Origin of the sequence: Aquirufa sp., assembly GCF_044239315.1 — a bacterium.
Lineage (GTDB): Bacteria > Bacteroidota > Bacteroidia > Cytophagales > Spirosomataceae > Aquirufa.
Window position 1 is genome coordinate 77,147 of sequence record NZ_JBIIBQ010000005.1, and the last position, 13,263, is coordinate 90,409.

The 13,263-nt window shown below is 44.6% G+C and carries 13 protein-coding genes; 8 read left to right on the forward strand and 5 right to left on the reverse strand.

Going from position 1 to position 13,263, the window contains the following annotated elements; all coding sequences use genetic code 11:
* Positions 1 to 51 precede the first annotated feature (51 nt).
* Together ACILP5_RS02915 and ACILP5_RS02920 are read left to right on the forward strand one after the other, a co-directional pair.
* Positions 52 to 498 carry a DUF6691 family protein gene (locus ACILP5_RS02915; protein ID WP_395617202.1) on the forward strand — a complete coding sequence of 149 codons (447 nt, stop codon included), beginning with the start codon at positions 52 to 54 and terminating at the stop codon, positions 496 to 498.
* A gap of 109 nt (positions 499 to 607) precedes the next feature.
* Positions 608 to 931, forward strand: a complete 324-nt coding sequence (locus ACILP5_RS02920) for a DMT family transporter (protein ID WP_395617157.1) — start codon at positions 608 to 610, stop codon at positions 929 to 931.
* 1 nt (position 932) lies between these two features.
* On the opposite strand, the gene ACILP5_RS02925 is transcribed toward ACILP5_RS02920, so the two are convergent.
* Positions 933 to 1,931, reverse strand: a complete 999-nt coding sequence (locus tag ACILP5_RS02925; protein ID WP_395617158.1) for a c-type cytochrome — start codon at positions 1,929 to 1,931, stop codon at positions 933 to 935.
* 209 nt (positions 1,932 to 2,140) lie between these two features.
* On the opposite strand from ACILP5_RS02925, the gene ACILP5_RS02930 reads away from it, so the two are divergent.
* Positions 2,141 to 3,124, forward strand: a complete 984-nt coding sequence (locus ACILP5_RS02930; RefSeq protein WP_395617159.1) for a glycosyltransferase — start codon at positions 2,141 to 2,143, stop codon at positions 3,122 to 3,124.
* A gap of 53 nt (positions 3,125 to 3,177) precedes the next feature.
* Here ACILP5_RS02930 and ACILP5_RS02935 read toward each other — a convergent pair whose 3' ends face one another.
* Positions 3,178 to 3,588 (reverse strand): DsrE family protein, encoded by a 411-nt coding sequence (locus ACILP5_RS02935; protein WP_395617160.1) that lies wholly within the window; start codon positions 3,586 to 3,588, stop codon positions 3,178 to 3,180.
* Between the two features lie 126 nt (positions 3,589 to 3,714).
* On the opposite strand from ACILP5_RS02935, the gene ACILP5_RS02940 reads away from it, so the two are divergent.
* The 3 genes from ACILP5_RS02940 to ACILP5_RS02950 all read left to right on the forward strand — a co-directional run bounded on the left by ACILP5_RS02940 (position 3,715) and on the right by ACILP5_RS02950 (position 5,221).
* Entirely contained in the window at positions 3,715 to 4,020 is a 306-nt protein-coding gene (locus ACILP5_RS02940) for a rhodanese-like domain-containing protein (RefSeq protein ID WP_395617161.1), read from the forward strand.
* Positions 4,021 to 4,220: 200 nt separating this feature from the next.
* Complete coding sequence (gene trxA / locus ACILP5_RS02945; protein WP_395617162.1) at positions 4,221 to 4,520, forward strand: thioredoxin; 300 nt, start codon at positions 4,221 to 4,223, stop codon at positions 4,518 to 4,520.
* Positions 4,517 to 5,221 (forward strand): thioredoxin domain-containing protein, encoded by a 705-nt coding sequence (locus tag ACILP5_RS02950; RefSeq protein ID WP_395617163.1) that lies wholly within the window; start codon positions 4,517 to 4,519, stop codon positions 5,219 to 5,221. Before trxA ends, ACILP5_RS02950 begins: the two co-directional genes overlap by 4 nt.
* A gap of 165 nt (positions 5,222 to 5,386) precedes the next feature.
* Here ACILP5_RS02950 and msrB read toward each other — a convergent pair whose 3' ends face one another.
* The 3 genes from msrB to dinB form a co-directional block, all read right to left on the reverse strand.
* A complete protein-coding gene (gene msrB / locus ACILP5_RS02955; protein WP_395617164.1) occupies positions 5,387 to 5,881 on the reverse strand; it encodes a peptide-methionine (R)-S-oxide reductase MsrB in 495 nt (164 codons plus the stop codon).
* A 201-nt stretch (positions 5,882 to 6,082) separates the two neighbouring features.
* A complete protein-coding gene (locus tag ACILP5_RS02960) occupies positions 6,083 to 9,001 on the reverse strand; it encodes a DNA polymerase III subunit alpha (protein ID WP_395617165.1) in 2,919 nt (972 codons plus the stop codon).
* Complete coding sequence (gene dinB, locus ACILP5_RS02965) at positions 9,002 to 10,222, reverse strand: DNA polymerase IV (protein WP_395617166.1); 1,221 nt, start codon at positions 10,220 to 10,222, stop codon at positions 9,002 to 9,004.
* Positions 10,223 to 10,330: 108 nt separating this feature from the next.
* Between dinB and ACILP5_RS02970 the strand changes: the two genes are divergently transcribed.
* Positions 10,331 to 11,029, forward strand: a complete 699-nt coding sequence (locus tag ACILP5_RS02970) for an XRE family transcriptional regulator (RefSeq protein WP_395617167.1) — start codon at positions 10,331 to 10,333, stop codon at positions 11,027 to 11,029.
* Between the two features lie 93 nt (positions 11,030 to 11,122).
* Positions 11,123 to 13,219, forward strand: a complete 2,097-nt coding sequence (locus tag ACILP5_RS02975; protein ID WP_395617168.1) for a Tex family protein — start codon at positions 11,123 to 11,125, stop codon at positions 13,217 to 13,219.
* Positions 13,220 to 13,263: the final 44 nt, after the last annotated feature.

A 13,263-nucleotide genomic window follows, 5' to 3' on the forward strand; every position in this document is an offset into this window, starting at 1 on the left:
ATGAATACGCAACAAAAAGAAACTGATTTTGAAGTACGTTCATTAGACACGATGTGTTTGAACGAATCAAATTTGAACCATCCTTGGTGGTATAATTTTAAATATTTAGCCGTCGGAATTGTCTTCGGTGTGGTATTTGTAAAGGCAGAAATCATCTCCTGGTTCCGCATTCAAGAAATGTTCCGTCTCCAAAGCTTCCACATGTATGGCGTCATTGGTACGGCAGTTGTCGTAGGAGCTATTTCCGTTTTCTTGATTAAAAAATTCAAGATAAAAACTATTCATGGGGAAGAGATAACATTCTCTGACAAGACTTTTAATAAAGGCCAAATCTATGGAGGCCTACTTTTCGGTTTTGGATGGGCCATTACAGGGGCTTGTCCTGGTCCACTTTTTGCTCAATTAGGGACTGGAGTATGGGCTATTTCTATCGTTATTCTGAGTGCACTAGCAGGTACGTGGGTTTATGGCAAGTTTAGAGATCAATTGCCCCATTAAAATTGTAAATGGTAAATGGTGAATGAGGATATCAATTTATTGGTATCCTTTTTTTATGACTTTGTATTTTTAAAAATTTCTTAACTTGCTTATCTACAACTATAAAACTATGGCACAATTTCTACCCTTAATCCTATTATTTATTGGCGGTTCAATACTGACTATTGGCGATATTGTAATGAAAAATTGGATTATCAGTAACAATATAAAAACCTTCATAGTAGGCTTAGCTATCTATCTAGTAGGAATGGTATTTTTATCCTATAGTTTCAAGTACAAAAATATAGCCACAGCATCAACCATATTCGTGATATTCAATATCGTTACTTTATCTCTTGTTAGTTGGTTTTATTTTAAAGAAACTTTATCACCTATGCAATTAGCTGGTATAGCATTAGGAATTGGCTCTATAATTTGCTTGGAGCTAGCCTAAATTAAAAACCCTTTTCTACCCATTCCTTAATCGGCTTATAGGGGCCATACTTGTGCTGCTCTTCAGAGAATGGATCTGTATACGGTCCGAATGGGTGATCAAAAGGTTTCTTTGCTATTTTAGGCCAATCTTTTGATAAATCTTTTGATGGCCTTGGCATCGAGTTAACATAAGCCGCTATATCCCAAGCTTCTTCATCACTCAATTGAGGCTTTTCATAGGTCGCTCCTAAGGGCATATTGTATTTTACATATCCTGCAAAGTTCGACATCCGGTAAAGACCTGCTCCGTGGTTATAACTGTGTGCTCCCCAAAGTGGTGGATACGTATAAGACTTTCCCCCTTCTGCTAATACACCACCCCCATCTACTTGATGGCAAGACTGGCATTTTGCAACATAAATCTCTTCTCCTTTCGCTGGATCAATAGCTCTTTTTAATTCTTTCAACTTAAAAATACCTGAACCTTTGGGAGATTTTCCCTTAGCTACATCCGTTCCTAACCATTTGATATAGGCCAAAATCGCACGCATTTCCCTACTGGTAGAGTCCAAAGCCTTGCCATTTAAGCTCCTTTCGAAACAGTCATTTACGCGCTTAATTTGATTTTCTCTTGTGCCTGAACGGGCCCTAAATTTCGGATAAGTGGATTGAACTGCGAAATAGTTATTTCCCCAAGGTTGGGTACCAGCATTTAAATGGCAGTTTTGGCAATTCATTCCGTTAGAAATCGACTTCACGGAACCTTTGGGACCTAAATAATCCGAGGTATGTGCGATCAATTCACGACCATAAACAACCAATTCCTTTTCTTCAGGCGCTAAATACATCATGCGCCAGTCAGATGGTGCCGTCCAAACATGAGTGAAATTAGGGTCTACGATTGCATTATTATAAGCGGTATCTGTATAATTTACTTTCTTAATTGGATAGCGATTAATTACAAAAAAAGCTATAAAAAAAAGTACTACTCCTACTAAAAAACCAATAAGTACTTTCATGGGAAACGTAAGAGAATTTTGAAAATTAATTAATTTAATTTTTTACAAATTAAGACAAAATATGTCTCATTAAAGTGACAAATATCACACAATTAGTTGTCTATAATTTATCAGGCAAATTTTAAACAATGAGGTATCATAAATCATCAAACTCGATCCCCTTTAAAATGGCAGATATTTTGTAAATTAGTTTTTCATTCCTCCTCAAAATGCACATTTTAATAGTACATGATCAGCAAATTCCAGTATCTGGTTACGGAGGAACCGAACGGGTGATTTGGGGGCTGGCAAAATCATTAAACAGTCTTGGTCACCAGGTCACTTTCTTAGTGCCTGCAGGATCTAGTTGTCCATTTGCTTCCGTACTTAATTGGAATCCTCAACTCCCATTAAACGATCAAATCCCGGAATATATTGATGTGGTGCATTTAAATCAATTACCTCAAGAAAGCCTTTCAAAACCCTATGTGGTAACGATTCATGGTAATCTTAATTCAGATACCCTTCTCGATAAAAACGCCATTTTTGTATCACAAAATCATGCGCTTCGCTATGGATCTAACTCATTTGTTCACAATGGATTAGATTGGTCAGATTATGGAAAACCTAATCTTAAACTGTCAAGAAATCATTTCCATTTTTTAGGAAAAGCTGCTTGGCGTGTGAAAAATGTCCAAGGAGCGATCGATACGGTATTAATGTCACCCAGTGAAACGCTAGCTGTTTTAGGTGGTACCAGATTAAACTTGAAAATGGGATTTCGGATGACTTGGAGCCCACGGATCACGTTTTATGGAACGGTGGGAGGCCAACAAAAATTAGATTTACTATCTCAATCTAAAGGTTTAATTTTTCCTGTTCGATGGCATGAGCCTTTTGGACTAGCTATTACCGAAAGCTTGTATTTCGGTTGCCCAATCTTCGCGACACCCTATGGATCCTTACCCGAATTAGTGACTTCTGAAGTCGGTTATTTAAGCAATAATCACCAGGAGCTTTCGCAGGCGATTCTATCGGCAGATGATTTTAACAGAAATGATTGCCATGCCTATGCACGAGATGTTTTTGATGCACTTACGATGGCTAAAAAATATATAAAAGCCTATGAAAACGTATTGAATGGGCAATTTTTAAATGAAGAAATTCCCCGAATAATGGATGGGAATATTCCTAAGTTTTTGCCTTGGAGCTAAAAAAGCCTGTGACATTTATCACAGGCTTTTTTAGTAGACAGGTTTAACTTGCACTAGTATTTTAAATAAGCCCAGCCGGCCTCTTGTTTGAGAACGACTTCAGCAACTCCTGAAGGAACGGTTCCCACTTGAGGTAAAATTGTAGCCCGATCAATTTTTCGTTCACGAATCGTATTTTCACAGGCTTTAAAGAGTACGCCCATAGCAGCTAATTCAGCTATTTTAGCTTTCTGAGTAGTTTTACCATCAACTAAAATACTAATTCCTGAACCATGAGCGACTAATTCAATTTGAGTGGAGGAGCCTAAAGCAGTTTGAAGATTGGAGATGTTTTTTAATGCACCCTGCCAAACTAAAGTGTCCGAAGTATTCAGTTGAACTACAACTTTATGCGTCTGATTTTGAGCAAAAGCAAATAGGGAGATAAAAGCGAATACAAGCGTCAATGTTAGTGTCTTTTTCATAGGAATATTTTTATCGAAGTTAACATTTTCAATTTGAAATTTATTGGTTCTTCCATTTGATAGGAGACATTTGTCACGAATTACCCTACATAAACAGGCTAAATTTGTCGATAAACTATAAATCAAATGTTAACATTACTGAAGAATTTATTGGGCATTGGCCCTAAAGTGGATCTGAACGAATTAATGGCTTCAGGTGCTGTGGTGGTGGACGTTCGCACACCAGCGGAGTACAAAGATGGACACGTGAAAGGATCCATCAACTTACCTTTACAAACTTTAAATGCTAATTTGAACAAATTAAAGAAAGATCAAGTTATCATCACGTGCTGCCGTTCGGGAAGCCGTAGTGGAATGGCTAAACGAATGTTAAAAGCAAATGGATTCGAGCAGGTGCACAATGGTGGGGCTTGGACATCACTTAAAGCATAAAGCACAAAGAATAAAGAATAATTAGAGTATGGATAAGAGAGTATAGAGAGGAGATGGTGAATGGTGAATGGTGAATGGTGAATGATATTTTTACTCTTTACTCTCTTATCTCTACTCTACAATTTCCCTTCGGACTCCCTCCCCCCGGACTAGAGACTAGCGACTAGCGACTGATTACCGACTACTAGATACTGATATTTATGAGCAAATTCGCCGAATTATTAAAATCGCCAGAACCTGTTTTAGTTGATTTTTCAGCTGAATGGTGTGGCCCATGCAAGCAGTTAAAGCCTATTTTAGAGCAATTAAAGTCTAAAATAGGGAACTCTGCAAAGATCATTAAGATCGATGTAGATAAGAATCGTACCTTAGCAGATAAATTTCAAATCCGTTCTGTGCCCACGATGATTCTATTTAAGGATGGAAAATCGGTTTGGCGCCAATCGGGGGTGATTCAAGCGAACGTATTGGAAGGAATTATTAAACAATATTCGAAATGAGAAAAGTACTTTATTCTATTTTTTTAGCCGGTCTATTATTTTCTTGTGGGCCAAAAGAAGGACAACAAGATCTAGGCGCAACAGAATTCCAAACAGCCTTGGCTGAAGAGTCGGGAGCACAGATTTTGGACGTCAGAACCATCGAAGAATTCCAAAATGGTCATATTGAAGGTGCCATCAATGCAGATGTTAGTTCACCTGCTTTCGCACAAATCGCTGATGAATTAGCAAAAGACAAAACAGTTTACGTTTACTGCTTATCAGGAGCCAGATCCTCTTCCGCTGCCGGAATGCTAAAGGAAATGGGCTTCAAATCCATCGTCAATTTAACAGGTGGCATGTTAGCCTGGCAGTCAGCTAATTTACCTATCGCAACGGGCGAAGCAAAAGTTGCAACTTCAGCTGGTTTAACCGAAGCAAGTTTCGCTGAAAAAATCAAAGGCAAGCCGATGGTCATCATTGACTACAATGCTACTTGGTGTGGCCCATGCAAGCAACTAAGCCCTATTTTAAAGGAATGGGTAAAGGCGCAGAATGGCAAAGTAGAGCTCATCGAAATCGATGTGGACGAAAACCAAGAATTAGCAAAATCCAAGAAAATTGAATCTATTCCTTACCTGGAAATGTACAAAAATGGAGTGAAGACTTGGACGAGCGTGGGGTTGATAGGGAAAGAAGAATTAGATAAGTCGCTGCGCTAAGCGCTAGTCGTCCTTCGGACTTAGTCGACTACGTCTTAGTCGTCCTTCGGACTTAGTCGACTGCGTCTTAGTCTTCCTGCGAACTTAGTCAATAGATTAGTTTTTGACTAAGTCACGAAGTGACGACTACGCCGCTTGCGGCGACCTTTTGACTACCGTAGAAATTTATTTCTTCGCGGCTTCAAACCCAATCGAAACCGAATTCACGCAATAACGTAAGCCCGTATCCGTGGGACCATCATCGAAAACGTGACCTAAGTGGCCTCCACATTTTGCACAGGTGATTTCGACACGACGCATGCCTAGGGTGTTATCGACGGTTTCTTTAATGACACCTGCTTTTAGTTCCTTGTCAAAACTCGGCCAGCCACAATGTGAATCAAACTTCGATTCTGAGCTAAAAAGAGGGGCGCCGCAACCTCTGCAGGTATACATTCCCTTTTCGTTATGCATCAAGAATTTACCTGTGTAGGGTCTTTCTGTGCCTTTTTGGCGTAAAATATAATATTCGTCTTCTGTTAACTTAGCCTTCCATTCGGCTTCTGTTTTAGGCAAATTATCCATCGTCTTCGTTGCTGTTGTTGCTATCGTTTGTTTGGGTTGTTGTCCACAAGCCTGCAGGCTTACAAACATCAATACTAATCCTAGAATCTTTTTCATATGATTTTCATTTGTAGTATAACGCAATTTAAGGGAAAAAGGTTTACGCGCCGCAAGCGGCAGTGGGCGGTGGTCAGTAGACAGTAGTCGGTAGTCGGTAGTCCGGAGGAAAAGAGTCCAGAGGAAACATTTACCATTCACCACTTACCATTTACCATTCTCTCTACTCTCCTTTATTCTTTGTGCTTTATTCTTTATGCTTTAAACATACCGCGGATCCACCCGCCACGCTAATTTTCTTAACTGCTGTACCCGTAGCGTACGATGGCCAAAATCATCCATCGACACCCCTTGCATCCAATAAATTCCGCTACCACGGAAAGAATAGTTTTTGAGGTCTGACGGGAAATGAACGGTATCGAAGAATTCACCTTGTAAGTCGACGAAATAGCCGAAATACATGCGTTCTCCCTGCTTCGTTCGCGTGGATTTGAGGGTGACGAGGTAGCCGATGATATCGCCTTTGGGCAAGACTAAATCCGCATTCAATAAGGTCTCTGGTAATTCCTCCAGCAGTAAAAAGGGGGAGCAGAGGGGAAAGCCTAGTATTTCCCATTGATCGAAGGCATCCTCCGCCGAATCGTGAATTAAAGCCGGCAACACACCCATTTCTGGGGAGAAATCATCGAACATTTCCATAGCCACTACCGTGGATACTTTTCCTTGGAAACGGGCATGTGCCTCCCACAATAGTGGTTTCTTCTCATGCCCTAAATTCCGAAAGGCCCCGATTCGAATCAACAAAATAGATTGCTCTATTCCGATGGATACCCGGTGTGCAAAATCCTCCCAAGAGCGGAAAGGGCCGGACTGCCTCCGCGCCTCTAGCATTTCCTGAATCACACGCTTCTCTAGGCCTTTGATATGCACCCAGCCTAGGTAAATACGCTTGCCTTCGATTCGGGTTAGGTATTCGCTCTCATTAATCTCCGGTGCCTCTATTTGTGCGCCACAGCGGCGAGCCTCGTGCACATAAAACTCGGTTCGATAGAATCCCCCAAAATTATTGATCACCGCCACCATAAATTCGAGTGGGTAATAGGTCTTCAAGTAGAGGCTTTGGTAGCTTTCTACGGCGAAAGAAGCGGAATGTGCCTTCGAAAAGGAATAGCCCGAAAAGCTTTCCATCTGCCTCCACACCTCCCGAGAAACGGCTTCAGGATAGCCTTTCTCGGCACAATTCGCGAAGAAAGCCTCCCTGATTCGATCAAATTCAGCTCTGGAGCGGTATTTGCCCGACATCCCGCGGCGCAGGACATCGGCCTCCGCTAAGGTTAAGCCCGCGAAATAATGCGCCACTTTGATCACATCTTCTTGGTAGACCATTACTCCATAGGTTTCCTTCATCAACTCCCCCATCAGCGGATGCACGGGTTCATACGAATCCGGCGCGTGAAAGCGCTCGATATAGGCCTTCATCATCCCAGAGGAGGATACGCCGGGACGAATGATGGACGAAGCGGCGACTAGAGTGATGTAATCCTGACAGCGCAGCTTCTTTAGAAGAGAACGCATCGCGGGGGATTCGATGTAGAAACAACCCATCGTTTCGTGGCGCATCAGCTGTTTGCGCACGCCCTCATCTTTCATGAATTCTTGCACGCGGTGAATGTCCACATCTTGCCCGCGGTTCGCTCGGATGATGTCGACGGCTTCCTTGATGTGCCCGAGGCCTCTTTGGGACAAAATATCAAACTTCGCAAAGCCGATTTCCTCGGCCACGTACATGTCGAACTGGCAGATGGGGAAGCCTTTTGGCATGCCCTCTAAGGCCGTATACGCACTTAATGGCGCATCTGAAATCAAGATTCCGCCGGCGTGGATGCTCAGGTAATTAGGAAAATCGAGCAATAGCTGTCCGTATTTCACAATCAGCGCCTGAATCTCCGAAGTGACTTCACGCATCGCGGTGGCGGGATCGAGCCAGGCGTCTATCTCGGCTTTGGGAAGGCCAAAAACCTTCGCCAACTCCCGGTAAATCGACTTATCCCGAAACGTCACATAAGTCGCTAACAGGCAAACATGCTTCGAACCATAGCGCTTAAAGATATAATCGATGATGTCGTCGCGCTCATCCCAAGAAAAATCAATATCAAAATCCGGTGGACTCGTCCGGTGCTCATTGATAAAGCGCTCGAAATACAGGTCTAATTCCACCGGATCCACATCCGTAATCCCGATGCAATAGGCCACGATGGAATTCGCACCAGACCCTCGACCCACATGAAAATAGCCTCTGGATCGCGCATAGCGAATAATGTCCCAGGTAATCAGGAAATAGGCATTAAAATTCAGCTCATTGATAATCCGTAACTCCTTTTCCACCCGCGCCTTCGCCTCTCGATCCCCCCGCGGATAACGGTAACGCAAGCCCTCGTAGGCTAGCTTGGTGAGGAGCGCTAAATCGTCCTCTTTGGAAGAACTAAACAGCGAACGGTTCTTCGGCTTTTTAAAATCAAAAGAAAATGCACAATCGGCTAAGATCTTATCCGCCTCCACTAACAGCTCCGGATGATCCGCACAACAAGCCTGTAATTCGGCTGGCGAATAGAGCCGCTCGTCCTCCTGCGCCTGATCCTTCTTCGACAGCTTACTCAACAAAGTATTTAAATCAATCGCGCGCAATAAGCGATGCATCGAGAAACCGCGCTGATCGAGAAACGTAAAAGGCTGGCACCAGACGAAATCACGCAGCTCTTTTTCTTTCCAAAGCAAATTCCGGTCACTCGCCCGCACCCCCCAACGCTCCCGAGGCCCGGCTAGCGTCTTAATCTTCTTACGCAGCGCTAAAGGATAAATCGTCCACACATCGTCTGAAACGGGAGGACGCTCAGGCCAAGGTTCTTTGGACACTAAATACTTCGTCGCAAAATCATTGATCTGCAAAAAACCGGCCTCATTCCTCGCTAAACAAACATAACCCGCCTCGAACTCCATCCCCACCACCGGCTTAATCCCCGCGGCATCACAAGCCTGCACAAAATCGAATACCCCCGAACTCCGGTGGATGTCCGTTAACGCCAAACACGTAATCCCACGCGCCTTCGCCTCCTGAACTAATTGCTCAGGCGAAAGCGTACCATAGCGCAGGCTGTAGTAGGAATGGCAATTTAAATACATCTATTCGTCGTTTTTTGAAGGTAAAGTAGCGTGTGACGCACCAGCACCAGGCAATCGATTCCTTCGTTCGGCACTCCCCATTAATCCACTCGCACGCAGGATGGAAAACTCGCCGTAGCGGTTCTTCAGGGAATCCATCGCCTGATAGAGCGGAACCAGCTTCGCCCCGTCGTCAAACAGGTTCAGCTGCTCTTGCCCTTGCAATAGCTTCGAGAAGCGAACTCCGATCAGGCGAATCAAGAGCCTTCGATCATAGAGCTTCTCGAACAATTCATAGACCGCCGGAATCAGGCGGTGGTCGCTGGCTGAGGCGGGAATACTGATTTGGCGGGTATGGGTGTCAAAATTCGAGTAACGCACCTTCACCGTAATACAGGACGTACATTGCCCCAGTTTGCGCAGATCGTAGCTCAGCTGTTCGGTTAACGAACCCAGAATCCGTCGCAACAAAACCACGTCCGTACTATCCTGCTCGAAGGTAATCTCCTTCGACAGCGATTTCTGTTCTGAATAAGGCACTACAGGACGTAAGTCGATGCCGTTTGCTCTTTCCCAAAGCATTGTCCCCGACTTCCCGAAGGTTCGCTCTAACACCTTTTGCGGCATTTGACTGAGCGTTCCTACGTGGACGATACCCATGTTCCGTAGGGTTTGGGCCGTTACGGCACCGATCATCGGTATTTTATTCACCGTCATGGGTGCTAAAAAGGCTTTCTCTTGACCGGCTGGCACCTGGTATTCGCCGGCGGGCTTGACGTGATTCGTGGCGACTTTGGAAACCGTCTTATTCACTGATAAACCAAAAGACATCTGCAATCCGATCTGCTTTTTAATTCTATCCCGCAGATCCTGGGCAAAGGCATAGGAACCAAAAAAGCGCTCCATCCCTGTCATATCTAAATAAAACTCATCAATCGAGGCCTTCTCCACCAGAGGCGCCCGCTCCATAATCAGCGAGGTCACCATCTCCGAATGCTGCACATAGGCCTCGTAATCCCCCTTTAAGACGATCGCATCCGGACACAATTTCAGCGCCATCTTCATGGGCATCGCGGAACGAACCCCAAAGGCCCTTGTCTCATAACTGCACGCCGCCACCACGCCACGATCCGACCCTCCACCCACGATGACCGGTTTACCCACGAGTCTTGTATCTCGGAGTCGCTCCACCGAGACAAAGAAACTGTCTAAATCCATGTGCACAATCGCGCGCTCCTGCATAAAATTGGTAGATATTTGGGTATTTTGAATACCTTTCGTAACTTCGAAAAGTATACGAAGAAATTTTAGATACGAATTTTATTCATTTTATATTAATAAGCAAATCCAATGAGCACTTTTTTTAGTCAGAATTTACGTTTTTTACGCAGCAAGATGTCCGAGAAAACATCGCAGGAAAAACTGGCCGAATTACTGAATATTAAGAAGCCGACCTTGGGCTCCTATGAGTCTGGGAGAGCGGAGCCTAAATATGCGGATTTGATCTCCCTAGCGGAGTTTTTCAATGTCGAGGTAGATGAATTATTGAAGGAGGATTTGTCTACGAGAATCCCCGGACTATCCAACAAACCTAAGCTACGAATCTTAGCCACGACCGTCGATCAGAACAACGAAGAGAATATCGAGATGGTACCCGTGAAGGCTTTGGCAGGATACACCGCCTCTTATGACGACATCGGTTTCATCCAAGAATTACCCACCTTCCAGGTTCCATTCCTGCCGAAGGACAAAAAATACCGCGTTTTCCCCATCAAAGGCGAATCCATGTTACCCCTACAACCCGGCTCACTCGTGTTCGCGGAATACGTGGAAGACTGGACTCAAATAAAGGACGGAACGATTTGCATCGTCGTGACCCGCGAGGATGGCGTCGTATTAAAGCAAGTCATCAATCACCTCGCAGAACGCAAAGTTTTAATCTTGAACTCGACGAACAAGACCTACGATCCTTATCCGATCTTGGGCTCTGAAATCCAGGAAATCTGGAAGTTCGCGGGGTATTTCCACGAGGCGTTTCCGGAAAACTAAAACAAATGATGAATGGTAAATGGTGAATGGTAAATGAAAATTTACACCAAACCCCATTTACCATTTACCACTCACCATTTACCATCTCTATAGATGATCTCACGCATATCCCACTCCCTTTCCATCTCCGAAAATCAAGTTCGGAAAACCATCGCCCTATTAGACGAAGGCGCCACGATTCCCTTTATTTCCCGTTACCGAAAGGAAGCGACGGGCAGTTTAGATGAGGTGCAGGTGGCGGCGATTCGAGACTTACGCGATCAGTATGTGGAATTAGAGAAGCGTCGCGAGGCGATCTTGAAGTCGCTTAAGGAGCTGGAGAAACTAACGCCCGAATTAGAGAAGGCGGTTAGAGGGGCAGAGACTTTGGCCAAATTAGAAGACATCTACCTTCCCTACAAACCGAAACGCAAAACACGCGCGATGGCGGCCCGCGAGAAAGGCTTACAAGAGCTCGCAAATCAGATTCGATTGCAAGGCCTGAAAGACCCAGAATCACTAGCAGCTGAATACTTAGAAAATGTAGAGGAAGCACTAGCTGGCGCTAGAGATATTTTAGCAGAAGAAATGATGGAGACGGCTGAAGCAAGAGAGGAAGCGAGAAACTTGTTCACGCGCAAGACGACGGTAAAATCGGCTGTCGCGAAAGGCAAGCAAGAAGCAGGAATCAAATACAAAGATTACTTCGACTGGTCTGAATCGTTAGCTCAGGCACCCTCCCATCGCGTTTTAGCCTTATTTAGAGGCGAAAACGAGGGTATTTTAAACCTAAATCTAACGGGTCCAGATGAAGAGGTCCTAAACAAATTAGAACGCCGATTCATCACAGGGAATAATGCCTGCGCGAAACAAGTGGGTTTGGCCATCCAAGATGGCTACAAGCGCTTACTGATGCCAGCGATGGAAACGGAGATGCGGGCGGAAGCAAAGAAACGCGCCGATGAAGAAGCGATTCGCGTATTCGCAGAAAATATCAGACAACTGTTATTAGCGGCACCTTTAGGCCAAAAACGCGTCTTAGCCCTCGACCCCGGCTTTAGAACCGGTTGCAAAGTCGTTTGCTTAGACGAACAAGGCACCTTATTAGCGAATACGGCAGTCTATCCTCATACGGGACCGGGTCAAGCCGCTGAGGCTGCTCACACCATCCAAGACTGGGTGAAGAAATACAAAGTGCAAGCCATCGCCATTGGAAACGGAACGGCAGGTCGCGAAACGGAATCTTTTGTGCGCTCATTAAAGCTCGAGGGCATCACGATTATTATGGTCAACGAAAGCGGTGCGTCCATCTACTCTGCTTCTGAGGCGGCACGGGAAGAGTTTCCAGACAAGGATTTGACCGTTCGTGGAGCGGTTTCCATCGGTAGACGCTTGATGGATCCTTTGGCAGAACTCGTTAAGATCGACCCTAAGTCCATAGGCGTGGGACAATACCAGCATGATGTAGACCAAAAGAAACTCCAAGCCTCCCTCGACGACACCGTCATATCCTGCGTAAACTCGGTAGGCGTTGAATTGAACACGGCGTCCAAGCAAATTCTATCCTACGTCTCTGGCCTAGGACCACAATTAGCCCAAAATATCATCGACTACCGCACTAAAAACGGACCTTTCATCAAGCGATCTGATCTAAAAAAGGTCACTCGTTTAGGCGAAAAGGCCTTCGAACAAGCAGCTGCCTTCTTGCGTATTCGCAATGCAAAGAACCCTTTAGATGCCAGCGCTGTTCACCCCGAACGCTACGAAATCGTGGAAAAGATGGCCAAAGACTTGAATTGCAAAGTAGCCGACCTCTTATCGAACGAATCCTTACGCAAGCAAATCCGCTTGAATCAATACGTAAATGCGGAAGTAGGAATACCGACTTTAACGGATATCATGGAGGAATTAGCAAAACCAGGACGCGATCCTCGCGAGCAATTCGAGGCGTTTGAATTCACGGAGGGAGTTAACGAAATCAAGGACTTACGTGTGGGAATGATTCTTCCAGGAATTGTGACGAATATTACGAATTTTGGCGCTTTCGTAGACATCGGAGTTCACCAAGATGGATTAGTGCACGTCAGTCAATTAGCCGATAAGTTTGTAAGAGACCCGAACGAAGTAGTGAAGGTGGCACAGAAAGTGCAGGTTCGAGTAACGGAGGTGGATGAGGTAAGGAAAAGGATTGCGCTGAGTATGAAGAGCTAATGGTAAATGATAAATGGTAAATGGTGAATGAAAATTTACTCCGA